We start from the raw sequence: 26,840 nt of genomic DNA on the forward strand, positions 1-26,840 counted from the left end.
CAATCATGGTCTGAACGGGTCCGGGGAGAGCCGGCCGGACACGAGGTCCGGCCGGCCAACCCGTCAGACCTCTTCGACGCTGCTCGGCTCGCGCCGGGACAGGTCGATACCGAGCTCCTCCGCCGCGCGGAAGACGTCCTCGTCGGTGTCACGCATCTCGATGGACATGCCGTCCGAGGACAGCACCTCCACGTTGAGGCAGAGCGACTGCATTTCCTTGATGAGCACCTTGAAGGACTCGGGAATGCCGGGCTCGGGGATGTTCTCGCCCTTGACGATGGCCTCGTAGACCTTCACGCGGCCGGTCACGTCGTCGGACTTGATCGTCAGGAGCTCCTGGAGGGCGTACGCGGCGCCGTATGCCTCCAGCGCCCACACCTCCATCTCACCGAAGCGCTGACCACCGAACTGAGCCTTACCACCCAGCGGCTGCTGGGTGATCATGGAGTACGGACCGGTCGAGCGGGCGTGGAGCTTGTCGTCGACCAGGTGGTGCAGCTTGAGGATGTACATGTACCCGACCGAGATCGGGTCCGGGAACGGCTCGCCGGAGCGGCCGTCGAACAGCTGCGCCTTGCCGGACGGGAGCACCATGCGCTCGCCGTCGCGGTTCGGGATGGTGTGCTGCAGCAGACCGGCGAGCTCGTCCTCACGCGCACCGTCGAAGACGGGGGTGGCGACGTTCGTGCCGGGGTCGACCTGGTCGGCGCCGATGGCCTGCAGGCGCTCGGCCCACTCGTCCGCGAGGCCGGAGACGTCCCAGCCGCGGCTGGCGAGCCAGCCGAGGTGGATCTCCAGGACCTGTCCCGGGTTCATTCGGGACGGCACACCCAGCGGGTTCAGGATGATGTCGACCGGAGTTCCGTCCTCGAGGAACGGCATGTCCTCGATCGGAAGGATCTTCGAGATAACACCCTTGTTGCCGTGCCGGCCGGCCAGCTTGTCGCCGTCCGTGATCTTGCGCTTCTGCGCCACGTAGACACGAACCAGCTGGTTCACGCCCGGCGGCAGCTCGTCGCCCTCTTCACGGTCGAAGACGCGGACGCCGATGACCTTGCCGATCTCACCGTGCGGGACCTTCAGCGAGGTGTCGCGCACCTCGCGGGCCTTCTCACCGAAGATCGCGCGGAGCAGGCGCTCCTCCGGCGTCAGCTCGGTCTCACCCTTGGGCGTGACCTTGCCGACGAGGATGTCACCGGCGACGACCTCGGCACCGATACGGATGATGCCGCGCTCGTCGAGGTCGGCGAGGACCTCTTCGGAGACGTTCGGGATGTCCCGGGTGATCTCCTCCGGGCCCAGCTTGGTGTCACGGGCGTCGACCTCGTGCTCCTCGATGTGGATCGAGGAGAGGACGTCGTCCTGCACGAGGCGCTGCGACAGGATGATCGCGTCCTCGTAGTTGTGACCCTCCCAGGGCATGAACGCCACGAGCAGGTTCTTGCCGAGGGCCATCTCGCCCTCTTCGGTCGCGGGACCGTCGGCCAGGACCTGGCCCTCGATCACGCGGGCGCCCTCGTCGACGACAACCTTCTGGTTGACGGAGGTGCCCTGGTTCGACCGGGAGAACTTGGCGATGCGGTACGTGGTGTACGTGCCGTCGTCGTTCGTGACCGTGACGTAGTCCGCGGAGACCTCCTGGACCACGCCCGCCTTCTCGGCCTTGATCACGTCACCGGCGTCGACCGCACAGCGGTACTCCATGCCGGTGCCGACGAGGGGGGCCTCGGCGGTGATCAGCGGCACGGCCTGACGCATCATGTTCGCGCCCATGAGGGCACGGTTGGCGTCGTCGTGCTCGAGGAACGGGATCATCGCGGTCGCGACCGACACCATCTGGCGCGGCGAGACGTCCATGTAGTCGACGTCCGTGCCGGGCACGTAGTCGATCTCTCCGCCACGACGGCGGATCAGGACGCGGGGCTCGGCGTAGTGGAGGTCGTCCGTCAGCGGGGCGTTGGCCTGCGCGATGACGAAGCGGTCCTCCTCGTCGGCCGTCAGGTAGTCGACGTCGTCGGTGACCTGGCCCTCGATGACCTTGCGGTACGGCGTCTCGACGAAGCCGAACGCGTTGACGCGGCCGTACGAGGCGAGCGAACCGATGAGACCAATGTTCGGGCCTTCAGGCGTCTCAATCGGGCACATGCGGCCGTAGTGAGACGGGTGCACGTCACGGACCTCGAAGCCGGCCCGCTCACGGGAGAGACCACCCGGGCCAAGCGCCGACAGACGGCGCTTGTGGGTGAGACCCGACAGCGGGTTGTTCTGGTCCATGAACTGCGACAGCTGCGAGGTGCCGAAGAATTCCTTGATCGACGCCACGACCGGGCGAATGTTGATCAGGGTCTGCGGCGTGATCGCCTCGACGTCCTGGGTCGTCATGCGCTCGCGGACGACGCGCTCCATACGAGCCAGACCCGTGCGGACCTGGTTCTGGATGAGCTCGCCGACGTTGCGCAGACGACGGTTGCCGAAGTGGTCGATGTCGTCGGTCTCGACGACGATCGACGTGCCGCTGTCGCCAACGGTCTCGACCTCACCGGCGTGCAGCTTCACCAGGTACTTGATCGAGGCGATGATGTCCTCGACCGTGAGGATGCCCGCGTCGAGCGGAGCGTCCGCACCCAGCTTCTTGTTGACCTTGTAGCGGCCGACCTTCGCGAGGTCGTAGCGCTTCGGGTTGAAGTAGAGGTTCTCAAGCAGCGTCTGAGCGGCCTCACGGGTCGGCGGCTCGCCCGGACGGAGCTTGCGGTAGATGTCGAGCAGCGCGTCGTCCTGGCCCTGGGTGTGGTCCTTCTCCAGGGTGGCGCGCATGGACTCGTACTCGCCGAACTCCTCAAGGATCTGCTCGGTCGTCCAACCGAGAGCCTTGAGCAGGACGGTGACCGACTGCTTGCGCTTGCGGTCGATGCGGACACCGACCATGTCGCGCTTGTCGATCTCCATCTCCAGCCAGGCACCCCGGGACGGGATGATCTTGGCGGAGAAGATGTCCTTGTCGGACGTCTTGTCGATCGAGGAATCGAAGTACACACCGGGCGAACGGACCAGCTGCGACACCACGACACGCTCGGTGCCGTTGATGACGAAGGTGCCCTTGTTCGTCATGAGCGGGAAGTCGCCCATGAAGACCGTCTGCGACTTGATCTCGCCGGTCTCGTTGTTGGTGAACTCGGCGGTGACGAAGAGCGGGGCGGCGAACGTGAAGTCGCGCTCCTTGCACTCGTCGATCGAGTTCTTCGGGGGCTCAAAACGGTGGTCGCGGAACGTCAGGGACATCGACCCGGAGAAGTCCTCGATCGGGGAGATCTCCTCGAAGATCTCCTCCAGACCGGACTTGGTGGGGACGTCCTGTCCGCTGTCCAGAGCCGCCTCGACACGAGCCTTCCACGCGTCATTGCCGAGCAGCCAGTCAAAGCTCTCGGTTTGCAGCGCAAGAAGGTTCGGAACCTCGAGGGGCTCCTTGATCTTTGCAAAGGAGATGCGCAGCGGGGCGGTGCTGGCGCCGTTGTTCGTATTCGCGGTCGAGGCAGTGCGCGAGGCGGCCAAGAGGGGGTCCTTCCGAGGGCTCGGACTCACTACGCGCGTACCGGTCCCAGGCTGGACACAGAGACAGACATCCCAGGTCAGGGAGAGTCAGGTCCACAGTGCTCAAGCATGGGCATGCCCCTGGTGACGGGCAGGAGGCAGCTAACAGGCAGCGCAAAGGGTCAGTGTAGCCACTCGGCCCACTGATGTCCAGTGCGGGTTTTTGAAGACCCTCGTTGTTCTCAACCCCTGCTGCAAGCCACGCCCTCGATGCACATCGATACTGCCCTCTTCGCCGCCGATCCATGCCTCGGATCCGGATCGTTGTCACGACGCGTCCTGAGAATTGCGCGCTGCGTGCGGTTCGTCAAGGCCCCCCTGCCCCGACATCACTCTGAGATCGTCACCGTCACGGGCCGTCCCGAGGCACAACGAAGATCACCATACTCGTCGGGACCGACATCGCAAGGCACCCTCCGCGGGAGCGCCCGAGAACGCCGAAAGGCGACCACCCACTTGGGTGATCGCCTTTGGCGGCCCGTGCGTTACAGCGTTACGCCGTACGTACGGAAAAGAGTCAGAAGACTCGTGAAGTCACTTGACCTCGACGGAGGCACCGGCGCCCTTGAGGGACTCGGCAGCCTTCTCGGCGGCCTCCTTGGTGACCTTCTCGAGGACCGGCTTCGGGGTGCCGTCGACGAGGTCCTTGGCCTCCTTCAGGCCCAGCGAGGTGAGCTCACGCACGACCTTGATGACCTGGATCTTCTTCTCGCCGGCACCCGTGAGGATGACGTCGAACTCGTCCTGCTCCTCAGCGGCCTCGACCGGGGCACCCGGGGCGCCCGGGGCGGCAACGGCGACGGCCGCGGCGGCGGTGACGTCGAACTTCTCCTCGAAGGCCTTCACGAACTCGGAGAGCTCGATGAGGGTCATCTCTTCGAACTGCGCGAGCAGGTCGTCCTGGGACAGCTTCGCCATGGTGGCGTCCTTCCACTAATTCGGCTGGTGCCGGGTGTATATGGAGGCGGGCGTACGTTGGGCCCGCTGCGACCGTCGCCCTAGTGGGCGTCGATCAATGCGCGAGCCGAATTACTCGGCACCGCCCTGCTCGGCCTGCTTGGCACGAAGCGCCTCCGCGGTGCGGACGAACTTCGAGGGCAGCGCCTGGAAGAGCTGAGCAGCCTGCGACTGCTTGCCCTTGAACGCGCCGGCCAGCTTGCTGAGCAGAACCTCGCGGGACTCGAGGTCCGCAAGCTTCTTGAACTCGTCGGCGGACAGCGCCTTGCCGTCAAGGACACCGCCCTTGATGACGAGGTTCGGGTTGTCCTTGGCGAAGTCACGAAGACCCTTCGCCGACTCCACCGGGTCACCGGTGACGAAGGCAACTGCCGTCGGACCCGTGAACAGGTCGTCCAGCGTGTTGATCCCGGCCTCGTTGGCCGCGATCTTGGTCAGCGTGTTCTTCACCACGGCGTACTCGGAGTTCGCACCGAGAGAACGGCGCAGCTGCTTGAGCTGGGCCACGGTGAGACCCCGGTACTCGGTCAGCACGGCGGCGTTCGAGCTGCGGAACTTGTCCGTGAGCTCGGCTACCGCGGCAGCCTTGTCGGGCGTCGGCATAGAGCGTCGGCCTCCTTCCGGGTGATGAGGACCGCTCAGAAGGGGCCGACAAAACGAAACGCCCCGGCGCAGGCGCACGGGGCGTGAGCTCTACCGAATCGCATGCGATCCAGGAGCACATCCACAGTCACCTGCGCGGGTCGTCCGCCGTTTCAGCGGATCCTTCGGCCGCCGCACCCTCTTGCGAGAACACGGCAACGACCAGCGGTCTTTGGCTTCTGTGGAAGAGTACGCGAACAGGTCCGCGGCAAGCAAATCCGGTCAGAAGGCGCTGTCCGAACCGGCGCCCGAGCCGCCCTTGCCGAGCTTCCCGAGCTCCTCGAACATCTTCATCATGTCGAAGGTGTCCCCGGCGGGCGGCGGCGTCACCTTGGTGGCGGAGCCGTAGTCGGAGAAGGTCTGCGAGGTCTTCACCGTGCCCTCGGGGGTCTTGATGTCGATGTCCATGCGGACGGGGTAGTCGTCCTCGTTGACCCAGACCTCGGTGTCGTAGCCCTTGATGCCGGACTTCTCGACGTTCTTGAAGAGCTGCTCGCGCTCGCTCTTGCTGAGCACGTCCTTCAGGCCGTCGTTGGACTCCATCATCTCCTTGACGGTGAGCCGGCCCTTGTAGCGCTGGGTCTGCGCGCCGTCGACCTTCGCGGAGCCCAGGTGCTTGAGGTTCGGCGAGTCCAGGAGCATCGCGAGCTGCTGCGCCGGGTCCTGGTTCATGCTGTCCAGGCCGCCGGTCATCTGCTTGGCGAGCTTGTCGTCACCGACCTGCTTGGCGTTGGAGTTGAGGTCCATCTTGACCCAGCGCTTGCCGTCCATGTCCTTGGCCGCCTTGGCGCCCATGTCCATGTACATCACGTTGTCGCTCCAGAGCATCCGGATCTTCTCCGGGGCCTCCGGGTCACCCTCCGTGAGCGCCGAGCCCGAGACCGTCACGTCCATGACGGTCGGGTCCCAGCCCATGACGCCGGTCATCTTCATCTCGCCCGCGCCGCCCATGGCCTTGCCCATCTCGCCGGGCGGCGTCGACATCGTCATCTTGACCTTGGCCGACTTGGCGGCCGAGGTCTTCTTGTACGCGGCGGTGATGACGTCGGTCACCTGCGAGCGGGACTGGATCTTGCCCGAGTCCCCCGCGCCGTTGTCGGACTTGTCGTCCGAGCCTCCACAGGCCACCGCCCCGACACACAGCAGCGCGGTGCTGAGCACCGCGCCCGCCGCCCGCTGACGTCCCCTGCGTCCACGTACGACACCTACAGTCATGACCCCACCCCTAGGAACAAAGAACACATGATCGACACATGTTTGTTTGGCCGAGAGTACCTGAGGGGTGGGACGGGCAGCTCAGGAGTTATGCCGCGGGCTGCTTGTTCAGCAGCTCCTTGAAGCTCATGGTGTCCGAGGACGGGGGCTTCTCCACGGAGAGCCGGGTGCCGTAGTCGCTGTAGTAGGCCGTCTGCGAGAAGGGGCCGTTCTTGGTGTCGCCCTTCTCGCTCTTCTTGACCAGCAGGTCGTCGTCGTCCACCCAGATGTCGATCGTCTCGGTGCTGAGGCCCGCCTGCTCGAACTGCTTCTTCAGCTCGGCCAGCTTGTCCTCGTCCAGGTCCGCGCTCTTGGCGGTGAAGTCCGCGATGTCGACCTTGCCGGAGTAGTGGGTCGCCTTCGTGCCGCGGACCTCCTCCTCGCCGACGCGCTTCACGTCACCGGAGGCCAGCAGCATCTTCACCGACTGGTTCGGGGAGGTGTTCTGCATCTGGTCCTGGAAGGCCTCGCCCGCGGCGCCGCTCAGCTCGGCCAGCGTGGCGTAGTCGTACTCCAGCCAGTGCTTGCCCCCGCCCGCCTGGTCCGCGAACTTGTCGCCCATGTTCGCGTAGAAGCCGCTCTTCAGATAGCGGTAGTCGAGCTTCGTCTGGCCGAGCTGCGCCATCTGCTGGGCCTGCGAGCCGCCGGTGAAGGTCACCGTCACGTTGCCCGTGATGCCGTCCGACCAGCCCATGACGCCCTTGGCGTCCATCGAGGACAGCGTGCCCAGGGTGGTGGAGCTCTCGATCCGGGCGGTGTCGGCGTTGTCGGTCGACTTCTCGACGGAGCGCAGGGCGGCTATCGGACTGAGGTTGATGCCGCCCTTGTCCTTGCCGCCTCCGTCCGCCTTGTCGGAGGAGTCACCCGAACCGCAGGCCGTGAGGCCCGTCAGCGCGGCGACCACCGCTATCGAGAGACCGGCACGGCGCATGGTCGTGCTGTTCATGTTGTCCCACCCCTTGGCACTCATGGAGCCTGCACGCTAGCGCAGGCCACTGACACACCTATCCGAACTGCCCGTACACAAACAGGACGGGCCCCGCACCTCGAAAGGTTGCGGGGCCCGTCCACAGAACGCGTACGCGACGCGGCTGCCGTCAGATTCAGACGGCGGCCGGGTCCTCCTCGGTGAGGAGGTTGCGGGTGCGGTTCGAGTCCAGCGGAATGCCGGGGCCCATCGTGGTGGTGAGGGCGGCCTTCTTGATGTAGCGACCCTTGGCGGCCGACGGCTTCAGACGGAGGATCTCGTCCAGGGCCGCGGCGTAGTTCTCCACCAGCTTGGTGTCGTCGAAGGACACCTTGCCGATGATGAAGTGCAGGTTCGAGTGCTTGTCGACGCGGAACTCGATCTTGCCGCCCTTGATGTCGTTGACAGCCTTCACGACGTCGGGGGTCACGGTGCCGGTCTTCGGGTTCGGCATCAGACCACGCGGACCGAGTACGCGGCCGAGGCGGCCGACCTTGCCCATGAGGTCCGGGGTGGCGACGACGGCGTCGAAGTCCAGGCGGCCCTTCGCGACCTCGTCGATGAGCTCGTCGGCGCCGACGATGTCGGCCCCAGCGGCTTCCGCGGCCGCAGCACGGTCACCGGTCGCGAAGACCAGGACCCGGGCGGTCTTGCCGGTGCCGTGCGGGAGGTTCACGGTGCCACGGACCATCTGGTCGGCCTTGCGCGGGTCGACACCCAGACGCATGGCGACCTCGACGGTGCCGTCGAACTTGGTCGAGGAGGTCTCCTTGGCGAGACGGACGGCCTCGAGCGGGGCGTACAGCTTCTCCCGGTCGATCTTGGCGTCCGCAGCGCGGAGAGTCTTGCTGCGCTTCACTTCTGCTCCTGGTGGTTCAGGTATGGAGTCGTGGTACGGACCAGCGCTTGGCCCTACCACTGAGAAAGGTCAGACGGGGAGGAGTCTCAGCCCTCGACCGTGATGCCCATGGAACGGGCGGTGCCGGCGATGATCTTCGACGCGGCGTCCAGGTCGTTGGCGTTGAGGTCTTCCATCTTGGTCGTCGCGATCTCGCGGATCTGCGCCTCGGTGACCTTGGCGACCTTGGTCTTGTGGGGCTCGCCAGAGCCCTTCTCGACACCAGCGGCCTTCAGGATCATCTTGGCGGCCGGCGGCGTCTTGGTGATGAAGGTGAAGGAGCGGTCTTCGTAGACCGTGATCTCCACCGGGATCACCCAGCCACGCTGCGACTCGGTCGCGGCGTTGTAGGCCTTGCAGAACTCCATGATGTTGACGCCGTGCTGGCCCAGCGCGGGGCCGACCGGCGGGGCCGGGTTGGCGGCACCAGCCTGGATCTGGAGCTTGATAAGCCCCGTGACCTTCTTCTTCTTGGGAGGCATTGCTCTCTCCGGGTCCTAGTGAGAGTTTTCAGCCGACCATCCGGTCATCCGGATGGAGGCATACCGCACCACGATAACGGGTATAGTCGCGCGGCTAAAAACCGAGCAGGTCAGACCGGCTTTGACAGCCCGTCTGACCTGTTCGGAAGCGTGTGTTCCAGGGAACGTCAGTTCTTCTGGATCTGGTCGAAGCTCAGCTCGACCGGGGTCTCGCGGCCGAAGATCTCGACGAGGCCCTTGACCTTCTTCGAGTCGGCGTTGATCTCGTTGATCGTCGCCTGCAGCGTCGCGAACGGGCCGTCGGTGACGGTGACCGAGTCGCCCACCTCGAAGTCGAGCACCTGGACCTCGACCTTGCGGGCCGGAGCCGGCTTGCCCTCGGCCTCGGCGGCCTCACGGGCGGCCTTCTCCTCGGCCTCCGGAGCGAGCATCTTGACGATCTCGTCCAGGGTCAGCGGGTACGGGTCGTAGGCGTTGCCGACGAAGCCGGTGACGCCCGGCGTGTTGCGGACGACGCCCCAGGACTCGTTCGTCAGGTCCATGCGCACCAGCACGTAGCCGGGGAGCTTGTTCTGACGGATGGTCTTGCGCTCGCCGTTCTTGATCTGCGCGACCTCTTCCTGCGGCACCTCGGCCTGGAAGATGAAGTCCTCGACGTTCAGCGAGACGGCGCGCTGCTCGAGGTTGGTCTTCACGCGGTTCTCGTAACCGGCGTAGGTGTGGATGACGTACCACTCGCCGGGGAGGGTGCGGAGCTCCTCGCGGAGGGCCACGATCGGGTCGACCGGCTCGGCCTCCTCGACGGGCTCGTCCGCGGCCTCGTCGGCGGGCTCCTCGTCGGCGACCTCGGCGACAGCGGCCTCGTCCTCTTCGGACTCGGCGACGGCCTCGGCGTCACCCTCCAGGTGGATGGCGGCCTCTTCGGCGGGCTCGCCCGCGGCAGCGTCGGCGGCCTCGGCCTGATCCGGCGCCGCGGCGTCCGCCGCCTCGACGATGTCGAGCTGGTCCTCCACGGACTCGGCCGACTCGATGGCGTCGTTCAGGTTCGGGTCAGACACGGTGGCTGCTTCTTCCTGGATACAGAGGGGTGGAACGCGCGAAAGGGGCGCCGGGAACGGCGCCCTTCGCTCTCGGCTCAGCCGAAGATGTACTTGACAGCGTGGCTGAAGCCATAGTCAATCACGGTCACGAGACCGATCATGATGACGACGAAGACAATCACCACTGTGGTGTAGGTCGTGAGCTGACTGCGAGTCGGCCAGACGACCTTACGGAGTTCCGCGACAATCTGGCGGTAGAAGAGCGCGAGACGGCCGAAGGGGCCCTTCTTGCCGCGCTTGCCGCCCTTGCGGGCCTTCTTCTTGGACTCCGGCGCCTCGTCCTGGGCATCAGGCATGTCGATGGAGCCCACGGCGTCCGTCACTCGTCCTCACCTGATTCCGGGTCGTGGCCGTGCCGCGCCCGGTTGAGCCGCACGGCGGTGCAATGCAGTACGTACATGCGCACACATCCTGGCGAAGGAGTGTGTAGCAGGGCCGGAGGGACTTGAACCCCCAACCGCTGGTTTTGGAGACCAGTGCTCTACCAATTGAGCTACGACCCTTTGATTTCCCCCAACCTACCGCATCCGCCCATGTGCACGGAGTGCGTAGAGAGGAAGCGGCCGGTGAAGGCCAACGAGCAGTGAGTGTACGTGCTCCGCGGCCCCCCGTCGAACAGAATGGGTTCCGACGGTCTTGGAAACCCGCCCGCCGGGGGCGTTTCGGGTCTGGAACGATGGGGCCATGAGCGCTGCAACTTCTCCGACCGAGCGCCGGGTGTCCGCGCGCATCGGCGCGATCTCCGAGTCCGCGACCCTCGCTGTCGACGCCAAGGCCAAGGCCCTCAAGGCCGCCGGCCGTCCGGTGATCGGCTTCGGGGCGGGCGAGCCCGACTTCCCGACTCCGGACTACATCGTCGAGGCGGCCATCGAGGCCTGCAAGAACCCGAAGTTCCACCGCTACACGCCGGCCGGGGGCCTCCCCGAGCTCAAGGCCGCGATCGCCACGAAGACCCTCCGCGACTCGGGTTACGAGGTCGACGCGTCGCAGATCCTGGTGACCAACGGCGGCAAGCAGGCCATCTACGAGGCGTTCGCCGCGATCCTGGACCCGGGCGACGAGGTCATCGTCCCCGCGCCGTTCTGGACGACGTACCCGGAGTCGATCCGTCTCGCGGGCGGTGTCCCGGTCCCGGTCGTCGCCGACGAGACCACCGGCTACCTCGTCTCGGTCGAGCAGTTGGAGGCCGCCCGCACGGAGCGCACGAAGGTCGTGCTCTTCGTGTCGCCGTCGAACCCGACGGGCGCCGTCTACAGCGAGGCCGACGCCGAGGCGATCGGCCGCTGGGCCGTCGAGCACGGCCTGTGGGTCATGACCGACGAGATCTACGAACACCTTGTCTACGGAGACGCGAAGTTCACCTCGCTCCCCGCGCTCCTGCCCGAGCTGCGCGACAAGTGCATCGTGGTCAACGGCGTCGCCAAGACGTATGCGATGACCGGCTGGCGGGTGGGCTGGATCATCGGCCCGAAGGACGTCGTGAAGGCCGCGACCAACCTGCAGTCGCACGCCACGTCCAACGTCTCGAACGTCGCGCAGGCCGCCGCGCTCGCGGCCGTCTCCGGTGACCTGGTCGCCGTCGAGAAGATGCGCGAGGCCTTCGACCGGCGCCGCAAGACGATGGTGCGGATGCTCAACGAGATCACGGGCGTGGTCTGCCCCGAGCCCGAGGGCGCCTTCTACGCGTACCCGTCGGTGAAGGGCCTCCTCGGCAAGGAGATCCGCGGCAAGCGACCGCAGGACTCCGTGGAGCTGGCCGCCCTCATCCTGGAGGAGGCCGAGGTCGCGGTCGTTCCTGGTGAGGCCTTCGGGACGCCGGGCTACCTGCGCCTTTCGTACGCACTCGGCGACGAGGACCTCGTCGAGGGTGTCTCGCGGATCCAGAAGCTGCTCGCCGAGGCCCGCGACTGACACCCGGCAGCCCCGGCAGGAACGTGCGGGCCGTCTCTCCTTAGGAGAGGCGGCCCGTTTCTTCGTTCGGAGGGGGACCCGAAGGGGGAAAGCCGCTACCGGGAGGCCAGGTGCATACGGCAAGATCCTCGAATGGAGCGTGTACGAGACGAGCGTGTACGAGACGTACGAGAACTGCCGAAGGCCCATCTCCATCTGCACTTCACCGGGTCGATGCGGTCCAGCACCCTGCTGGAGCTGGCCGACAAGTACGGAGTGCGGCTCCCGGAGGCGCTGACCGGTGCCGAGCCACCGAAGCTGCGCGCGACGGACGAGCGCGGCTGGTTCCGCTTCCAGCGGCTCTACGACGCCGCGCGCTCCTGTCTGCGCGAGCCGGAGGACATCCGGCGCCTGGTGCGCGAGGCGGCCGAGGAGGACCTGCGGGACGGGTCGGGGTGGCTGGAGATCCAGGTCGACCCGACCTCGTACGCACCGCGGCTCGGCGGTCTGATCCCGGCCCTGGAGATCATCCTGGACGCGGTCGAGAGCGCCTCGCGGGAGACCGGCCTCGGCATGCGCGTCCTGGTCGCCGCGAACCGCATGAAGCACCCGCTGGACGCCCGCACGCTGGCGCGCCTCGCCGTGCGGTACGCGGACCGGGGCATCGTCGGCTTCGGGCTCTCCAACGACGAGCGGCGCGGCATGGCGCGGGACTTCGACCGGGCCTTCGCCATCGCGCGCGACGGCGGCCTGCTGGCGGCGCCGCACGGCGGTGAGCTGACCGGGCCCGCGTCGGTGCGGGACTGTCTGGACGACCTGGCGGCGGCGCGCATCGGGCACGGGGTGCGGGCCGCCGAGGATCCGCGGCTCCTGAAGCGGCTCGCGGACCGGGGCGTCACGTGTGAGGTGTGCCCGGCGTCCAACGTCGCCCTGGGGGTCTACGAGAAGCCGGAGGACGTGCCCCTGCGCACGCTGTTCGACGCAGGGGTGCCGATAGCACTCGGCGCCGACGACCCGCTGCTCTTCGGGTCGCGACTCGCCGCCCAGTACGACATCGCGCGCATGCACCACGGCTTCACGGACGCCGAGCTCGCGGAGCTGGCCCGGCAGTCGGTCCGTGGTTCGGCCGCGCCCGTCGACGTACAGCACAAGATGCTGGCCGGGGTGGACGAGTGGCTGGTCAGCTGATGTCCGTCAGGAGCGTGTGATGCCCTTCAGGAGCGTGCGGGCGATGGCGGCCGCGAACTCCTCGACGGACTGCGGGGGCTCCTTGCCGACCGTGGCGTCGTAGGCGAAGGCCCGCTGCGCGCAGGCGCCCATGAGGAGTGAGGCGGCCGCGAAGGTGTCGGCGTCGGGTGCGATCCGGCCCGCGTCGCGCTCGGTCCGCAGGTAGGCGTCCAGGGCCTCGATGGGCATGTGGGGACCCGTGCCCATCTCGCGCATGGAGTCCTCGTGACGGCGCTTCAGCTTGGTCTCCGCATACAAGGAGGCGGCGATCGGGAAGCTCTGCGCATAGAAGTCACTGGCCAGGCGGGCGATCTCGGTGAGGTTCGCCAGCACGCTGCGCTCCCCCGGCTTCTCCACGAGCTCGCTCAGGAGCGGGTTCAGCCTGGGCAGCCTCTCCCGCAGCACGCTCACGAACAGCTCCTCCTTGCTCGCGAAGTGCTTGTAGAGCGCGGCTTCGGAGCAGCCCGCCGCCTTGGCGATCTCCTTGGTGGTGGCGCGGGCCAGGCCGTGGGTGAACATGAGTTCGTGGGCCGCGTCGAGGATGCGGGCCCGGGTGGGCTTCTGCTGCATGGGCTGCCGTCCAACCTGGCTTGACGGGGAGGTGAGTGCTTACTCACTCTAGAGGTGAGTGAATACTTACCCACCTTGGGAGGGTGCGCGATGAGACTCACGGTGTTCGGTGCGACCGGTGGCATCGGTCAGGAGATCGTCCGGCAGGCGCTCACGGCAGGACACAAGGTCACGGCGGTGGTGCGCGACCCGGCGCGCCTCACGGTGACCGGCGAGGGGCTTGAGGTGTTCCGCGCGGACGTCCTGGATCCGGAGGCGGTGCGCCCCGCGGTCACGGGCCGGGACGCGGTCCTTTCGGGGCTCGGTGCCCGCAGCCGCGCGGACGCGGCCCGGGGAGTCGCGACGGAGCTCACGCGCGGTGTGCTGCGGGCGATGGACGCGGAGGGCGTGCGGCGGCTGCTGGTCGTGAGCGCGGCCCCGGTGGGCCCGGAGCCCGCGGACTCGCCGTTCCTCGATCGCGCCGTCCTGGGCGTGATCGGCCGGGTCCTCAGGGATGTCTACACCGACCTGTCGGCCATGGAGGCCGAGCTGGCCGCGGGTCCGACGGACTGGACCTCGGTCCGCCCGCCGAGACTGACGGACAAGCCCCTCACCGGCACCTACCGCACGGTGGTGGGCGGCTCCCCGCGCTCGGGGCGCACGATCGGGCGCGCGGACGTGGCGCACGCGATGCTCGGCATGATCGACGACCGCGGGACCGTGAAGCAGGGCGTGGGCGTGGCCTACTGACCCCTGCTGACCTCGCCCTTGAACCGCCCTGCCGTGCTCTACAGGCTGACGCCCACCGTCACCGGCTCGTTGACCAGGGTGACTCCGAAGGCGTCCCGGACCCCTGCGACGACCTCGCGGGCCAGGGCCAGCAGGTCCTCGGTGGTGGCGCCGCCGCGGTTGGTGAGCGCGAGCGTGTGCTTGGTGGAGATGCGGGCCCGGCCCTCTCCGTAGCCCTTGGTGAAGCCCGCCTTGTCGATGAGCCAGGCGGCGGAGGTCTTCACGCGGCCGTCGCCGGTCGGGAAGGCGGGCGGGGCGACGTCCGCGCCGAGGCGCTCCTTCACGCGCGCGTGGAAGGCGGTGAACTCCTCCTCGGTGAGGATGGGGTTGGTGAAGAACGATCCGGCGGACCAGCTGTCGTGGTCCTCGGGGTCGAGCACCATGCCCTTGCCCGCGCGGAGCTTGAGGACGGTCTCCCTGGCGACCGCGGCCGGGACCCGGTCGCCCGCCTCGACGCCGAGCGTGCGGGCCGTCTCCGGGTACTTGAGGGGCGCGCTCATCCCCTGCGCGTCCTCCAGCTCGAAGCGGACCCGCAGCACCACGAAGCGGTCGGGGTCGGCCTTGAAGCGGCTGTGACGGTACGAGAACTCGCACTCGGCGTTCGGAATCACGACCGTCTCGTGGGTCTTCCGGTCGTAAGCGGTCACCTCGGTGATGGTCGAGGAGACCTCCTGGCCGTACGCCCCCACGTTCTGGATCGGCGTCGCGCCCGCGGAGCCGGGGATTCCGGCGAGGCATTCGATGCCCGCAAGACCCGCCTCGACGGTGCGGGCGACCGCGTCGGTCCAGATCTCACCGGCCGCGAGCTCCAGCCGCGTGCCGTCGAGTTCGAAGCCCTGGGTGGCGATGCGCAGGGCCGTGCCGTCGAAGCCCTTGTCGCCGATGACCAGGTTCGATCCGCCGCCGATGAGCAGCAGCGGGGTTCCGGAGTCGTCGGCTTCCCGGACGGCGGCGACCACCTCGGCGTCGGTCGTCGCGGTGATCAGACGGGCCGCGGGGCCGCCGAGCCGGAAGGTGGTCAGTGGGGCGAGGGGGGCATCGTGGAGTTCCTGCACGTGCTCAAGAGTACGAGAACGGCCCCGCCGGTCAGGGCGGGGCCGTTCTCGTACGTCTGTCAGGCGCCCCCGTGCGTCCGTCAGACGCGCTCCTGCGTCCCTCAGACGGAAATCAGCTCGTCCTGGGACTTGGCCGCGGGCGCCCCGGGCCCTCCGGCCGCAGGTCGCCGGGACGGGATGCACAGCGCCGCCACCGACGCGAGGGCCACCACAGCGGAGCCCACCCACAGCGCGGGCTCAAGACCGTTCACGAAGTCCTGCCCGGAGGCGTAGCCGCCCTGCGCCGAGAAGATCGAGGACATCACGGCGATGCCGAGGGCGCCGCCGACCTCGCGCAGCGCGTTGTTGGCGCCGGACGCGATGCCCTGCTCCTGCGGCCGCACGCTGGACATGACCAGGTTGGAGGCCGGGGCGAAGTAGAGGGACATCCCGACGCCGCTGATGATCAGGGCGGGCAGCTGGGTGGTGTACGAGGCGTCGACCGCCACCACTGCGCCGTACCAGGCAAGGCCCACGGCCTGCAGGAAGAGCCCGGCCGCGACGACCGGACGGCCGCCGATCCGGTCGGAGAGATAGCCCGCCAGCGGGGAGATGAGCATCGGCATGCCGGTCCAGGGGAGCATGCGCAGCCCGGCCTCGGTGGGCGAGTAGCCGAGGACGCCCTGCATGTACTGGCTGAGCAGGAAGATCGAGCCGAACATCCCGAGGAACATCAGCAGGCTCGCGGCGTTGATTCCCGCGAACGCACGGCTACGGAAGAGGCGCATCGGCAGCATCGGCGCCTTGTGGCGCATCCCGTGCCGGATGAATCCGGCGAGCAGGACGACGCCCGCGGTGAGGCTGACGAGGACCGTGGCACTGGACCAGCCGTCGATGGGACCGCGGACAAGGGCGTACACGATTCCGAAGAGCCCGCCGCTGGCGAGCAGGGTGCCGACCATGTCCAGACGCGCGCCGGGGGCGTGCGACTCGGCGAGGCGGAGGCGGGCGAGCGGGAGCAGGACGAGACCGAGCGGGACGTTCAGCCAGAAGATCCACTGCCAGGAGACGTGCTCGGTGAGGCTTCCGCCGATCAGCGGTCCACTGGCGACCGCGAGGCCGTTGACGGCACCCCATATGCCGTACGCCATACCGCGCTTGGCCGGTGGAACGGCTGCCGTCAGCAGGGTCAGCGTGAGCGGCATCATGATCGCGGCGCCGACACCCTGCACCGCGCGGGCGGCGATCAGCGTCTCCAGGCCGGGTGCGAGTGCCGCTCCGGCGGAGGCGGCGGTGAAGACCGTGAGGCCGACGATGAAGAGCCGACGGCGGCCGAACCGGTCCCCCAGGGCCGCGCCGAACATCAGCAGCACGGCGAAGGTGAGGGTGTAGGCGCTCACCGTCCATTCGAGGTCGTGCAGGGCTCCCCCGAGATCCTCGCGGATGGAGGGCAGGGCGGTGGTGACGACGAGGTTGTCCAGTGCCGCCATGAACCCGGCGACGCTGGTGATGACGAGGGCCCAGACCATTCCCCCGCGTGGTGTCGTCTGCGTTTCCTGTTCTTGCATTGCTTCCCCTGAGGTTAGTTATTGATGACTAACTTTTGTGGGCGCAAAAACGCGCACCCCCGTGACACACGCACTTGCTACTTCTTGGGCTGCACCGACTCGTAGAAACCGGTCCACACCCGGTGCTCGGGCTGGAACCCCATCGACACCAGGACGTTCACCAGCATCCCGTACGCCAAAAACTGCGTCGTCTCCTCGACATCCGCCCCCAGCGCGAGCCGGACCGTGTCGTACATCTCCATCCACGCGGCCCGCAGCGCGTCACCGAACTCCCGGTCGCCGGACGCCTCCGCGGAAGCCACGGCGACGTACATCTGCATCTGCATGAGGAGCATGTCCGGGTCGTCGGCGATGAGGGACTGGTAAGCCCCTCCCATGGCGTCCAGGGCCTCTTGCCCCTGCAGGCCCTCGGCCGCCTTGCGGAAGACCTCCGTGACGTCCTGGCAGCAGCGCCCGGACGCGGCGAGGAAGATGGCCTGCTTCCCCGGGAAGAGGCGGAAGAGGTACGGCTGCGAGACACCCACGCGCCTGGCGATCACCTCGGTGGAGGTGCCGTTGTAGCCGCCTCGGGCGAACTCGACCATTGCCGCACGGATGACGCTCTCGCGCCGCTCTTCTGCGCTCATCCTGACCATGCGAGAAAGTTAGTGGCCAATCACTAAGCAGTCAAGGGGTACGGGTAAGGGGCGTCCTTCCATGGAGGACGCCCCTTACCCGTATCTACTTACCCGGCTACGTATCCACGTGGACCGGCGACAGCCGTCAGGCCAGCTGTACGACCGCCCGCGACATGCCGAGGACCTTCTGGCCCGCGCTCTTCGCCAGCAGGTCGACCCGCACGCGGTTGTCGTCAAGGACGGCCGCGACCTTGGCGCTCACCTCTATGGTGGCGCCCTCGTCGTCGTTCGGGACGATGACGGGCTTGGTGAAGCGCACGCCGTACTCGACGACGGCCGCCGGGTCGCCCACCCAGTCGGTCACGACACGGATCGCCTCGGCCATGGTGAACATGCCGTGCGCGATGACGTCGGGGAGACCGACCTCGAGCGCGAACTTCTCGTTCCAGTGGATCGGGTTGAAGTCCCCGGAAGCGCCCGCGTACTGCACGAGAGTGGCGCGCGTCACCGGGAAGTTCTGGGCCGGCAGCTCGGTACCGACCTCGACGTCACCGTACGTAATCTTCGCCGTCATCGCCTCAGGCCTCCTCTGCCGCTGTCTCGGCCGCGCGGGCGACGAGCTTCGTCCAGGCGGTCACGACGTGCTCGCCCGACTCGTCGTGGACCTCTCCGCGGATGTCCAGGATGTCGTTGCCCGCCATCGACTTGATGGCCTCGATGGTCGAGGTCACCGTGAGCCGGTCGCCCGCGTGCACCGGGCGGGTGTAGGCGAACTTCTGGTCGCCGTGCACCACGCGGCTGTAGTCGAGGCCCAGCTGCGGGTCCTCGATGACCTGGCCCGCGGCCTTGAAGGTGATCGCAAACACGAAAGTCGGCGGGGCGATCACATCGGGGTGGCCGAGCGCCTTGGCGGCTTCCGTGTCGATGTACGCGGGATTTGCGTCCCCCACGGCCTCGGCGAACTCGCGGATCTTCTCCCGGCCGACCTCATAAGGATCAGTGGGGGGATAGGAACGCCCCACGAAGGACTGGTCGAGCGCCATGGACTCGGCACCTCCTGCGGTTGGTTTCACTGCGGTTGGTTTCAGAAAACACGACACGAGGCCGCCCCCGACAATCGGGGACGGCCTCGTGTACGAGCCTGTGTTTAGCGCGTTTCGCGGTGCGCAGTGTGCGCGTTGCAGCGCGGGCAGTGCTTCTTCATCTCAAGACGGTCCGGGTCGTTACGCCGGTTCTTCTTGGTGATGTAGTTCCGCTCCTTGCACTCCACGCAGGCCAGCGTGATCTTCGGGCGGACGTCTGTGGCAGCCACGTGAGTGCTCCTTGACGGACGGATGGACGGATGAACGCATAAAAGAGTAGCCGATCGAAGGACCGACCCCACAATCGGCTACTGTTAGTAGCGGTGACCGGACTTGAACCGGTGACACAGCGATTATGAGCCGCTTGCTCTACCGACTGAGCTACACCGCTGCGATGCCGGATCCCCTCACCCGAGGGTGAGGATCACGCGACATCAGAGCCCCAATGCGGAATCGAACCGCAGACCTTCTCCTTACCATGGAGACGCTCTACCGACTGAGCTATTGGGGCGAGCGATGAAGACATTACACGGTTGGTCGCCGATCGCCCAAATCCGTTTCGCCGGGGCTGTCCAAGGGCATCAGGCAGCCCGCCTCAGGCGTCTGTGAGCACCCCATCCGTGTACTCGCACCACACCGGTACGACTATTCCGCTCCTCCTCGAAGCAGGCCTTTCACCGTCCTAGGCTCGACGCGCGCTGCGTGATCTTGACGCCTCGACGACTGCAGCCGCCCCCGAGCCCCAGGAGCGCGCGATGCCCGACAGCCAGCCGCAGCAGCCCCACTCCTCCGGCGCCTCCGGGCCCGCCGGCTCCGGCCCCGCCGCGGACACCGGGGCCCTGCTGCTCTGCGGCGCCCGGCTCACCGACGGCCGGACCGTGGACGTCCGGCTCGGCAACGGACGCATCGAGGCGGTCGGCACGGCAGGCAGCCTGAGCGCCCACGCCGCGCGCGTGGACCTCGGCGGCTACCTCCTGCTGCCCGCGGCCGCCGAGCCGCACGGGCACGGCGACACGGCGCTGTCGGCGGACACGGCGGGCCCGGTCTCGTACGACGCGCCGGACGTCCAGCGCCGGGCCACCGAAGCGGCGCTGCTGCAGCTCGGGCACGGCGCCACGGCGCTGCGGTCACATGTGCGGATCGGGGACGTCCAAGGGCTCGGCCCGATGGAGGCGGTGCTGCAGGCGCGGCGCTCGCTCCGGGGACTGGTCGACCTGACGGCCGTCGCCGTGCCGCGGCTGCTGACCGGCGTCGCGGGCGCGGACGGGCTCGCGATGCTGAGGGACGCGGTGAAAATGGGCGCCTCCGTAGTGGGCGGTTGCCCTGATCTCGACCCCGATCCCGCGGGGTACGCGGAGGCGGTCCTGGAGCTCGCCGCGGAGCACGGCTGCCCCGTCGACCTGCACACGGACGGTGACGATCCGGCGCGCCTCGGACGGCTCGCCGCGATGGCGGGAGGCCTGCGGGCCGGCGTGACGATCGGTCCGTGTGCCGGACTCGGCCGACTGCCCTCCGACGTGGCCTCACGCGCCGCCGAGCAACTCGCCGCGGCCGCGGTGACGGTGGTCTGTCTGCCGCAGGGCGGCTGCGGGAGCGCGGAGCGGCACGGGGTGGCTCCCGTGCGGTTGCTGCGGTCGGCGGGAGTGCGGGTCGCCGCGGGCAGCGGGGCCATGCGGGACCTCTCGAACCCGGTGGGGCGCGGGGATCCGCTGGAGGCCGCGTATCTGCTGGCCTCGCGGTGCAGGCTGCGGCCCGAGGACGCCTACGGCGCGGTGAGCGGGGCCGCGCGGGCGGCCATGGGGCTGCCGGAGGTGCGGGTGGAGGCGGGTTTCCCCGCCGAGTTGCTCGCCGTGCGCGGCGAGCGTCTTTCGGGTGCGCTGTCGCTCGCGTACAGCCGGATCGTGGTGCACCGCGGGCGGGTCGTGGCACGGACCAGCGCGGTGCGTGAGTACTGCGATTCCGCCGCGGCGGTGGCGTTGGACCTGCCGCGGCAGGGGCGGTCGACGGGGACGGGGCCCGCGCGGCCGACGGGTGACGAGCCGTCTGCGTGAGGGTGTGCGGTTGCGGGGCGGCGCTGTGGCGCTGTGGCGCTGTGGCGCGTCTGTGAAGCGGCTCTGCGGGGTGGTTGCGGTCGGCGGATCAGCGGGTCTCCACGCGCGTGTTGAGCGCTCGCGTCCGCCCTGTCGTACGGTCGGGAGTATGCGCATTGTCATCGCTGGAGGTCATGGTCAGATCGCGCTGCGGCTGGAGCGTCTGCTCGCCGCGCGCGGTGACGAAGTCGCCGGGCTGATCCGCAGCGCCGGGCAGGAGTCGGATCTGCGCGAGGCCGGTGCCGAACCGGTGCTGTGCGACCTGGAGTCGGCATCCGTCGACGAGGTCGCCGGGCATCTGCGCGGCGCCGACGCGGCCGTCTTCGCGGCGGGCGCGGGGCCCGGCAGCGACGTCGGCCGCAAGAACACCGTGGACCGGGGCGCGGCCGTCCTCTTCGCTGACGCGGCGGAGCGGGCCGGAGTGCGGCGGTACATCGTCGTGTCGTCGATGGGCGCCGATCCCGCGCACCAGGGCGACGAGATCTTCGACGCCTATCTGCGGGCCAAGGGTGAGGCCGACGCGTCGGTACGCGCGCGCGGCGCCCTGGACTGGACGATCCTGCGTCCCGGGATGCTCACGGACGACGCGGGCACCGGTCTCGTACGCCTGGAGGCGTCGACCGGGCGCGGGCCGATCCCGCGGGACGACGTGGCCGCGGTGCTGGCGGAGCTCCTGGAGACACCGGCGACGGCCGGACTGACGCTTGAGCTGGTCAGCGGGTCCGTGCCGGTGTCGGTCGCGGCCAAGTCGGTTGCGGGCAACTGAGGTCGGGCGACCGCCGAGGGGTCCAGGACGGCGCCTGAGAGCCCCTGAGAGCCTCTGAGGGCCCCTTGACCTCTGAGGGCCTCTGAGGCCCCTCAGAACAGCGGGAGCTGTCCGGGGCAGTCCGGGACCACGTAGCCGTCCAGAGCCGGTTGTGCGGCGCCCAGGTGGGCCTGGCTGCGGGAGCCGGGGCAGGAGATCAGCTCACCGGTGCCGCGCGGACCGGGCGGGTCGTGGCGGGCGAAGCGGCCGCCGACGACGGCGATCTCGCGGCGGCACTCCGGGCAGTTTCTGCGACGGGACGACATGTGATCAGTGTGCCCATCCGGGGCGCCCGAGGATCGCCACCCCTGCGGAACGCCCCGGATGCACGTACGAAAAGAATTCCGGGCCGAATCCCCGCGGTTTCCGCAGGTCACCGGCGTACGCCCCAACTGCCCCACGGAATACCACAGTTGAGCATCCCCACCGCGGGCGCGGCCCTATCCTGACCCCAGGACGGCTGGCAGGTCACGCCGCATGGATGCCCCGGAGGGCAGATGGAACCCGCCGTGATCGGAGCCCGACTCGCGTCGAGCGTCGTGGGGCCACTGATCAAAAAGCTGTTCCTGCCCGAGGGCGCCGGGGCGGACCTCGTCGACAAACCCATCCGCGTGTCCCGTCTCGTCTCCTTCCGGGGCGAGAAGCGCACGCTCTCCGACAAGGATCTGCGCAAGATCGCGGAAGAGCTCGTCAAGCGTGCCGCGCACTCGACCGGTGTGGAGGAGCTGCTTCCGTCCTTCGAGAAGCAGGCCGTCATCCACGCCGTCACCGACTCGCTGCGGTCCCTCGGGACACTCGAGATGGACGATGTGCAGGCCGTGCGCCTCGGCCATCTCGCGCTCTCCCAGCACCTGCGCGCGCAGAACAGGACGGCGACGCTCGGCCTGTCCCACGACGCGGTAACGCTGCACGCCGGTGTCCTGGACACCGCCTGTCTGCACATCCTGAACTTCTTCACCCAGCGGTCCACTTTCGTTCCCCGCACCCTGCTCGAACAGAGCCGTGGCATCGAGGAGTTGACCCGGAAGATCGACTCCCTGATCACCCGGTCGCCGTCCCCGGCGGACGGCCCCTTCGAAGAGCGGTACGCGCACTACATCGCGACCAAGCACGGCAAGCTGAGCATCTTCGGCCTCGACCTGTCGGGCGCGCCGGAGAGCTGGCGGCTCGACGTGGCCTACCTCCGGCTGAACGCGGCCGCCGACGTGTTGAGCGCCGCCCCCTCCGTGGTCCCGGCCGATCACGTCCTCGCCAACCGCAACCGCGTACTCCTCCGCGGACTTGCCGGTTCCGGCAAGACGACCCTCATCCAGTGGCTGGCCGTGTCCACGGCGAAGAAGTCCTTCGACGAACAGCTGCTCCACCTCTACGGACTCGTGCCGTTCGTGCTCCCCCTGCGCACCCTGACGCGCAGCGGTGCGCCGCTCCCGGCGCCGGACGGGTTCCTGGCGGCCGTGGACTGCCCGATCGCGGGCAGCCAGCCGCACGGGTGGATCGACAGGGTGCTGCAGGCGGGCCGCGGGCTCATCCTCATCGACGGGATCGACGAGATCCCCGAGGACGACCGCAACGACGCCCGCCGCTGGCTCCGGGAGCTGCTCAGCGCCTACCCCGACAACCGCTGGCTCGTCACCTCGCGGCCGTCGGCCGTGCGGGAACGCTGGCTGAACGACGACGACTTCGCCGAGCTGGACCTCGCCCCCATGAAGCGCGACGACATCGCCGAGTTCATCCAGCGGTGGCACAAGGCGGCGGGCATCAGCGACCAGTACGCCAGCGAGCTGCTCCGTGTCGTGCGGGCCCAGCAGGACCTGAGCCGACTGGCCATCAACCCGCTGATGTGCGGGCTGATCTGCGCACTCCACCAGGACCGCCGCGGCTACCTCCCGGAAGGCCGCAAGGAGATCTACGACGCGGCCCTGTCGATGCTGCTCTTCAGGCGTGACCGCGAACGCGGTGTCTACAAGACGGGCCCCATCCACGTCAGCGAGGCCGAGCACATCCAGCTGATCCAGAAACTGGCCTACTGGATGATCCGCAACGGCCGCTCCGAGATGACCCGCACCGACGCGGTGGAGCTCCTGGGCCAGGCCCTGCCCGCCATGCCCAAGGTCGCCGAACAGGGCTCTCCGGAGACGGTCTACAGGCATCTGCTCGTCCGTAGTGGCCTGCTCCGGGAGCCGAGCGCCGACTCCATGGATTTCGTCCACCGCACCTTCCAGGACTACCTCGGGGCGAAAGCGGCCGTCGAAGGGCTCGACTTCGACTTCCTGATCGCCAATGCGCACCTGGACCAGTGGGAGGACGTCATCAGGATGGCGGTGGCCCACGCACGTCCCACCGAGCGCACGTACCTGCTCACCGGCCTGATCAGGCGCGAGGACACCTCGCGCCAGGGCAGGGACCGCCTCCACCTCTTGGCGGCCGCCTGCCTGGAGCACGCGACCGAGCTCGACCCTTCGGTGCGGGCGGAGGTGCAGGAGCGGGCGGCCGCTCTCATCCCCCCGCGCTCGCCGGACCAGGCGCGTGCGCTGGCGGCGATCGGACCCGTCGTACTCGAGTTGCTGCCCGGCCCGCGCGAGTTGCCGCCGCGCCCGAACGCCCCGGACCCGTTCGCCACGCAAGCGCAGAAGGCGAAGGCCGTGGCGCAGGAGGCGGCCTACCGCGCGGTGGCCGACGAGGCGTACTTCACCGTGCTGACGGCCACGCCGATCGCGACGGACGCCGCGATCGAGGTGCTCGCCAAGTACCGCAACCATCCGGACCTGCGGGTCCGCAACGAACTCGCCCGCGCGTGGGGCGGGTACGAGACGGATCCGTACGGCCAGGAAGTGGTCGCGCACCTCGCCGAGGACGGCCTCTACTTCCCCGTGTCGAACCTGCCTGAGCTGCGCGCGCTGCGCAGCTACGGAGGGCGCTCCCGCATCAAGATCACGGGCGAGATCACCAGGGACGAGTTCGTCGCGACGTGCCCGGGGCAGCGTCTCACCCATCTGTGGGTCGAGGCCGACATGGGAGCCACGTGGGACTGGCTGGGCCTCTTCCCCAAGCTGTGCGAACTAACCATCGAGACACTCCATCCGCACATCGACCTCAGCACCCTGGAGAGGGTCCGCAGCCTGCTCACGCTCCGCGTCCCCGAAGAGGCCGTCCTCGTCGGCTCCCACCTGCTTCCGGAGTCCACGGCGGTCGTACGCGGACGTCTCGGCCCGGTCTGACACGGGCGCCGGTCGCTGCCCGGCCGACAGCTCACTGCTCCCGCCCTGCCCCTGCCCTGCCCTGCTCTGTCCCTGAACAGCCAGCCCTGGACAGATAGTTGACGTGTCATATAGAAAGATGATGCGTCATCCAAATTGGTTCTGCGCGCCCACACCCCCCTCCTTAAGGAGATCTCTATGAGCACGTCGCCGAAGGTTGGCCTCGAAGCGCTACTGACCCCCGAGGAGAGCGTCCTGGTCCTGATAGATCACCAGCCGTACCAGTTCGCCAACCTGCACAGCCACGAGCCGATGATGGTCACCAACAACGTCGTGGGCCTGGCCAAGGCGGCCAAGGGCTACGGCGTCCCGACGATCCTGACCACGGTCGTGGAAGAGCGCGGGGGCCTGCTGATCCCGCAGCTGCAGGACGTCTTTCCGGACCAGAAGCCGATCAACAGGACCTTCATCAACACCTGGCAGGACCAGGTCGTGGTGGACGCAGTGAAGGCCACCGGACGCAAGAAGCTGATCATCGCGGGCCTGTGGACGGAGATCTGCGTGGCCATGCCCGCCATCCAGGCAGCGGGCGAAGGCTTCAACGTCTACGCCGTCACCGACGCCTCCGGGGGCGTGTCGGCCGAGGCCCACGACATGGCGGTGCAGCGCATGATCCAGGCCGGGGTCACCCCGATCACCTGGCTGGCCGTGATGGGCGAGTGGCAGCGCGACTGGGCCCGGACGGACCGCATCACGCCGGAGGACCAGCTGGCGGCCCTGGAGCACACGGGTGCCACCGGGATCGCGACGGTCTGGGAGCAGCAGCTCCTGAACACTCCGGTCGCCGAGACGGCTGGGGCGTAGCGGCGGCGGGGCGTAGTGGCGACGGGGGCGGTGGGGCGGCCCCGGCGGCGTATCGGAGTACGCCCCCTGCGCTCCACCCTCCACTCTCCGCCCTCCGCCCATCCAGTAGATGACGCATCGACCAGTTCACTACACTCGGCCTCGTGACTGACGGTGTGAACTGGCTGACGACGGAGGAGCAGCACGCGTGGAGGAGTTTCGTCCGGCTGCATGAGCGGCTGATCGGCCGCCTGTCACATCTGCTGCAGACGGAATCCGGTCTGGCGTCTGCGGATTACGCGGTCCTGGTCAACCTCACGGATGTGCCGGAGGGCCGTCAGCGGTACCAGGACCTCGCGCGGGCACTGGAGTGGGAGAAGAGCCGGATGTCCCACCACATCGCGCGCATGATCCGGCGCGGGCTGGTGGTGCGGGAGGAGTGCCACGAGGACGGCCGCGGCGCCTTCGCGGTGATCACGGAAGCGGGACGCGAGGCCATCGCGGCGGCGGCTCCCCTGCACGTGCAGGCCGTCCGCTCCCTCTTCCTGGAACACCTCACCGCGGCGGAGCTCCGAACCCTGGCCGAGGTCTCCGTCCGCGTGGTGGAGAAGCTGGATCACGACGCCTGAACGGTGAACGTCGGCCCGCCGAGCCAGCTCGGGGAGTTGTTGACTGCCCGTCGGTCGGCGGGCGGCGGTTGGCGGTTGGCGGTTGGCGGTTGGCGCCGATGGGTACGGCCCCGACCGCTAAGCCTTCCCCTTCACCTTCCCCTTCGCGTCGATCTCGGCGATGAGGGCTTCGATGCGGGTCTTGATCTCGTCGCGGATCGGGCGGACGGCCTCGACGCCCTGGCCCGCGGGGTCGTCAAGGGCCCAGTCGAGATAGGTCTTGCCGGGGAAGACCGGGCAGGCGTCGCCGCAGCCCATGGTGATCACGTAGTCGGAGGCCTGGACGGCCTCGGTGGTGAGGATCTTCGGTGTGGCGGCGGAGATGTCGATGCCGACCTCCTTCATCGCCTCGACAGCGGCCGGGTTGACCCGGTCGCCGGGGACCGATCCAGCGGAGCGGACCTCCACTCGGTCGCCCGCGAGGTGGTCGAGGATTCCCGCGGCCATCTGCGAGCGGCCCGCGTTGTGGACGCAGACGAACAGGACGGAGGCGGGCGGCACGGACGCGGACGGGGACGGGGACGGGGACGGGGACGCGGTCATGGGGTTCTTCCTTCGTGAGTGGTCGAGCAGCAGATCCAGCGGTGGTGGAC

26 protein-coding genes and 3 tRNA genes are annotated in these 26,840 nt (G+C 68.4%); 8 read left to right on the forward strand and 21 right to left on the reverse strand.

Annotated elements, in window-relative coordinates; translation table 11 throughout:
* Positions 1-63: 63 nt before the first annotated feature.
* The 10 genes from rpoB to ABZV77_RS07910 form a co-directional block, all read right to left on the reverse strand.
* Positions 64-3,549 (reverse strand): DNA-directed RNA polymerase subunit beta, encoded by a 3,486-nt coding sequence (rpoB, locus tag ABZV77_RS07865; protein WP_356251667.1) that lies wholly within the window; start codon positions 3,547-3,549, stop codon positions 64-66.
* A 573-nt stretch (positions 3,550-4,122) separates the two neighbouring features.
* Entirely contained in the window at positions 4,123-4,506 is a 384-nt protein-coding gene (rplL, locus tag ABZV77_RS07870; protein ID WP_356251670.1) for a 50S ribosomal protein L7/L12, read from the reverse strand.
* 111 nt (positions 4,507-4,617) lie between these two features.
* Entirely contained in the window at positions 4,618-5,148 is a 531-nt protein-coding gene (gene rplJ / locus ABZV77_RS07875; RefSeq protein WP_356251673.1) for a 50S ribosomal protein L10, read from the reverse strand.
* A 261-nt stretch (positions 5,149-5,409) separates the two neighbouring features.
* On the reverse strand, positions 5,410-6,402 hold the full coding sequence (locus ABZV77_RS07880) for a hypothetical protein (protein ID WP_356251675.1): 993 nt from the start codon (positions 6,400-6,402) through the stop codon (positions 5,410-5,412).
* Positions 6,403-6,490: 88 nt separating this feature from the next.
* The gene (locus tag ABZV77_RS07885; RefSeq protein ID WP_356251678.1) at positions 6,491-7,387 is read right to left on the reverse strand and encodes a hypothetical protein; all 897 of its coding nucleotides are present in this window, start codon (positions 7,385-7,387) and stop codon (positions 6,491-6,493) included.
* Between the two features lie 157 nt (positions 7,388-7,544).
* Entirely contained in the window at positions 7,545-8,267 is a 723-nt protein-coding gene (gene rplA, locus ABZV77_RS07890) for a 50S ribosomal protein L1 (RefSeq protein ID WP_356251681.1), read from the reverse strand.
* 86 nt (positions 8,268-8,353) lie between these two features.
* Positions 8,354-8,788 carry a 50S ribosomal protein L11 gene (gene rplK / locus ABZV77_RS07895; protein ID WP_055547825.1) on the reverse strand — a complete coding sequence of 145 codons (435 nt, stop codon included), beginning with the start codon at positions 8,786-8,788 and terminating at the stop codon, positions 8,354-8,356.
* 167 nt (positions 8,789-8,955) lie between these two features.
* On the reverse strand, positions 8,956-9,846 hold the full coding sequence (gene nusG, locus ABZV77_RS07900) for a transcription termination/antitermination protein NusG (RefSeq protein WP_356251684.1): 891 nt from the start codon (positions 9,844-9,846) through the stop codon (positions 8,956-8,958).
* Between the two features lie 77 nt (positions 9,847-9,923).
* The gene (gene secE, locus ABZV77_RS07905; RefSeq protein ID WP_055564537.1) at positions 9,924-10,211 is read right to left on the reverse strand and encodes a preprotein translocase subunit SecE; all 288 of its coding nucleotides are present in this window, start codon (positions 10,209-10,211) and stop codon (positions 9,924-9,926) included.
* 107 nt (positions 10,212-10,318) lie between these two features.
* Positions 10,319-10,391, reverse strand: a tRNA-Trp gene (locus ABZV77_RS07910).
* A 181-nt stretch (positions 10,392-10,572) separates the two neighbouring features.
* On the opposite strand from ABZV77_RS07910, the gene ABZV77_RS07915 reads away from it, so the two are divergent.
* Both ABZV77_RS07915 and ABZV77_RS07920 read left to right on the forward strand, forming a co-directional pair.
* Positions 10,573-11,799 carry a pyridoxal phosphate-dependent aminotransferase gene (locus ABZV77_RS07915; protein WP_356251687.1) on the forward strand — a complete coding sequence of 409 codons (1,227 nt, stop codon included), beginning with the start codon at positions 10,573-10,575 and terminating at the stop codon, positions 11,797-11,799.
* 132 nt (positions 11,800-11,931) lie between these two features.
* A complete protein-coding gene (locus ABZV77_RS07920) occupies positions 11,932-12,966 on the forward strand; it encodes an adenosine deaminase (protein WP_356251690.1) in 1,035 nt (344 codons plus the stop codon).
* 6 nt (positions 12,967-12,972) lie between these two features.
* Here ABZV77_RS07920 and ABZV77_RS07925 read toward each other — a convergent pair whose 3' ends face one another.
* Positions 12,973-13,575, reverse strand: coding sequence for a helix-turn-helix domain-containing protein (locus ABZV77_RS07925; RefSeq protein WP_356251693.1), 603 nt, complete (start codon positions 13,573-13,575; stop codon positions 12,973-12,975).
* A 90-nt stretch (positions 13,576-13,665) separates the two neighbouring features.
* Here ABZV77_RS07925 and ABZV77_RS07930 point away from each other — a divergent pair, with 90 nt between their 5' ends.
* Positions 13,666-14,304: an NAD(P)H-binding protein gene (locus ABZV77_RS07930; protein ID WP_356251696.1), complete on the forward strand. Its 639-nt coding sequence runs from the start codon at positions 13,666-13,668 to the stop codon at positions 14,302-14,304.
* Between the two features lie 38 nt (positions 14,305-14,342).
* Here ABZV77_RS07930 and ABZV77_RS07935 read toward each other — a convergent pair whose 3' ends face one another.
* From ABZV77_RS07935 to ABZV77_RS07970, 8 genes are all read right to left on the reverse strand, one after another.
* Positions 14,343-15,461, reverse strand: a complete 1,119-nt coding sequence (locus ABZV77_RS07935) for a UDP-N-acetylmuramate dehydrogenase (protein ID WP_356252387.1) — start codon at positions 15,459-15,461, stop codon at positions 14,343-14,345.
* A 38-nt stretch (positions 15,462-15,499) separates the two neighbouring features.
* Entirely contained in the window at positions 15,500-16,945 is a 1,446-nt protein-coding gene (locus tag ABZV77_RS07940; protein ID WP_356251699.1) for an MFS transporter, read from the reverse strand.
* A gap of 77 nt (positions 16,946-17,022) precedes the next feature.
* Entirely contained in the window at positions 17,023-17,580 is a 558-nt protein-coding gene (locus ABZV77_RS07945; protein ID WP_356251703.1) for a helix-turn-helix domain-containing protein, read from the reverse strand.
* A 127-nt stretch (positions 17,581-17,707) separates the two neighbouring features.
* Positions 17,708-18,136 carry a MaoC family dehydratase gene (locus ABZV77_RS07950; RefSeq protein WP_356251706.1) on the reverse strand — a complete coding sequence of 143 codons (429 nt, stop codon included), beginning with the start codon at positions 18,134-18,136 and terminating at the stop codon, positions 17,708-17,710.
* A 4-nt stretch (positions 18,137-18,140) separates the two neighbouring features.
* A complete protein-coding gene (locus tag ABZV77_RS07955) occupies positions 18,141-18,605 on the reverse strand; it encodes a MaoC family dehydratase N-terminal domain-containing protein (RefSeq protein ID WP_356251709.1) in 465 nt (154 codons plus the stop codon).
* A gap of 104 nt (positions 18,606-18,709) precedes the next feature.
* Positions 18,710-18,874, reverse strand: coding sequence for a 50S ribosomal protein L33 (rpmG, locus tag ABZV77_RS07960; RefSeq protein ID WP_004571794.1), 165 nt, complete (start codon positions 18,872-18,874; stop codon positions 18,710-18,712).
* A gap of 88 nt (positions 18,875-18,962) precedes the next feature.
* Positions 18,963-19,035, reverse strand: a tRNA-Met gene (locus tag ABZV77_RS07965).
* Between the two features lie 47 nt (positions 19,036-19,082).
* Positions 19,083-19,155 (reverse strand) — tRNA-Thr (locus ABZV77_RS07970).
* Positions 19,156-19,399: 244 nt separating this feature from the next.
* Here ABZV77_RS07970 and ABZV77_RS07975 point away from each other — a divergent pair.
* Together ABZV77_RS07975 and ABZV77_RS07980 are read left to right on the forward strand one after the other, a co-directional pair.
* Positions 19,400-20,695, forward strand: a complete 1,296-nt coding sequence (locus tag ABZV77_RS07975; protein WP_356251712.1) for an amidohydrolase family protein — start codon at positions 19,400-19,402, stop codon at positions 20,693-20,695.
* A 148-nt stretch (positions 20,696-20,843) separates the two neighbouring features.
* Complete coding sequence (locus ABZV77_RS07980) at positions 20,844-21,500, forward strand: SDR family oxidoreductase (RefSeq protein WP_356251715.1); 657 nt, start codon at positions 20,844-20,846, stop codon at positions 21,498-21,500.
* 92 nt (positions 21,501-21,592) lie between these two features.
* Here ABZV77_RS07980 and ABZV77_RS07985 read toward each other — a convergent pair whose 3' ends face one another.
* Positions 21,593-21,805 carry a hypothetical protein gene (locus ABZV77_RS07985; protein WP_356251718.1) on the reverse strand — a complete coding sequence of 71 codons (213 nt, stop codon included), beginning with the start codon at positions 21,803-21,805 and terminating at the stop codon, positions 21,593-21,595.
* A gap of 243 nt (positions 21,806-22,048) precedes the next feature.
* Between ABZV77_RS07985 and ABZV77_RS07990 the strand changes: the two genes are divergently transcribed.
* From ABZV77_RS07990 to ABZV77_RS08000, 3 genes are all read left to right on the forward strand, one after another.
* Positions 22,049-24,757, forward strand: coding sequence for an NACHT domain-containing protein (locus ABZV77_RS07990; RefSeq protein ID WP_356251721.1), 2,709 nt, complete (start codon positions 22,049-22,051; stop codon positions 24,755-24,757).
* Between the two features lie 177 nt (positions 24,758-24,934).
* Positions 24,935-25,600, forward strand: coding sequence for a hydrolase (locus ABZV77_RS07995; protein WP_356251724.1), 666 nt, complete (start codon positions 24,935-24,937; stop codon positions 25,598-25,600).
* A gap of 143 nt (positions 25,601-25,743) precedes the next feature.
* The gene (locus tag ABZV77_RS08000) at positions 25,744-26,208 is read left to right on the forward strand and encodes a MarR family winged helix-turn-helix transcriptional regulator (RefSeq protein WP_356251727.1); all 465 of its coding nucleotides are present in this window, start codon (positions 25,744-25,746) and stop codon (positions 26,206-26,208) included.
* Between the two features lie 117 nt (positions 26,209-26,325).
* Here the strand turns inward: ABZV77_RS08000 and ABZV77_RS08005 are convergent, their stop codons facing one another.
* Positions 26,326-26,790 (reverse strand): arsenate reductase ArsC, encoded by a 465-nt coding sequence (locus ABZV77_RS08005; RefSeq protein ID WP_356251729.1) that lies wholly within the window; start codon positions 26,788-26,790, stop codon positions 26,326-26,328.
* Positions 26,791-26,840: the final 50 nt, after the last annotated feature.

The sequence above is a fragment of the Streptomyces sp. NPDC004732 genome (assembly GCF_040609235.1).
GTDB lineage: Bacteria > Actinomycetota > Actinomycetes > Streptomycetales > Streptomycetaceae > Streptomyces.

Bases quoted from the DNA above. Each gene is read 5' to 3' on its own strand.
- rplL (WP_356251670.1), bottom strand. From the start codon at position 4,506: ATGGCGAAGCTGTCCCAGGACGACCTGCTCGCGCAGTTCGAAGAGATG.
- rplJ (WP_356251673.1), bottom strand. From the start codon at position 5,148: ATGCCGACGCCCGACAAGGCTGCCGCGGTAGCCGAGCTCACGGACAAG.
- ABZV77_RS07880 (WP_356251675.1), bottom strand. From the start codon at position 6,402: ATGACTGTAGGTGTCGTACGTGGACGCAGGGGACGTCAGCGGGCGGCG.
- ABZV77_RS07885 (WP_356251678.1), bottom strand. From the start codon at position 7,387: ATGAACAGCACGACCATGCGCCGTGCCGGTCTCTCGATAGCGGTGGTC.
- rplK (WP_055547825.1), bottom strand. From the start codon at position 8,788: ATGCCTCCCAAGAAGAAGAAGGTCACGGGGCTTATCAAGCTCCAGATC.
- ABZV77_RS07915 (WP_356251687.1), top strand. From the start codon at position 10,573: ATGAGCGCTGCAACTTCTCCGACCGAGCGCCGGGTGTCCGCGCGCATC.
- ABZV77_RS07920 (WP_356251690.1), top strand. From the start codon at position 11,932: ATGGAGCGTGTACGAGACGAGCGTGTACGAGACGTACGAGAACTGCCG.
- ABZV77_RS07925 (WP_356251693.1), bottom strand. From the start codon at position 13,575: ATGCAGCAGAAGCCCACCCGGGCCCGCATCCTCGACGCGGCCCACGAA.
- ABZV77_RS07930 (WP_356251696.1), top strand. From the start codon at position 13,666: ATGAGACTCACGGTGTTCGGTGCGACCGGTGGCATCGGTCAGGAGATC.
- ABZV77_RS07940 (WP_356251699.1), bottom strand. From the start codon at position 16,945: ATGCAAGAACAGGAAACGCAGACGACACCACGCGGGGGAATGGTCTGG.
- ABZV77_RS07945 (WP_356251703.1), bottom strand. From the start codon at position 17,580: ATGGTCAGGATGAGCGCAGAAGAGCGGCGCGAGAGCGTCATCCGTGCG.
- ABZV77_RS07950 (WP_356251706.1), bottom strand. From the start codon at position 18,136: ATGACGGCGAAGATTACGTACGGTGACGTCGAGGTCGGTACCGAGCTG.
- ABZV77_RS07955 (WP_356251709.1), bottom strand. From the start codon at position 18,605: ATGGCGCTCGACCAGTCCTTCGTGGGGCGTTCCTATCCCCCCACTGAT.
- ABZV77_RS07975 (WP_356251712.1), top strand. From the start codon at position 19,400: ATGCCCGACAGCCAGCCGCAGCAGCCCCACTCCTCCGGCGCCTCCGGG.
- ABZV77_RS07980 (WP_356251715.1), top strand. From the start codon at position 20,844: ATGCGCATTGTCATCGCTGGAGGTCATGGTCAGATCGCGCTGCGGCTG.
- ABZV77_RS07985 (WP_356251718.1), bottom strand. From the start codon at position 21,805: ATGTCGTCCCGTCGCAGAAACTGCCCGGAGTGCCGCCGCGAGATCGCC.
- ABZV77_RS07995 (WP_356251724.1), top strand. From the start codon at position 24,935: ATGAGCACGTCGCCGAAGGTTGGCCTCGAAGCGCTACTGACCCCCGAG.
- ABZV77_RS08005 (WP_356251729.1), bottom strand. From the start codon at position 26,790: ATGACCGCGTCCCCGTCCCCGTCCCCGTCCCCGTCCGCGTCCGTGCCG.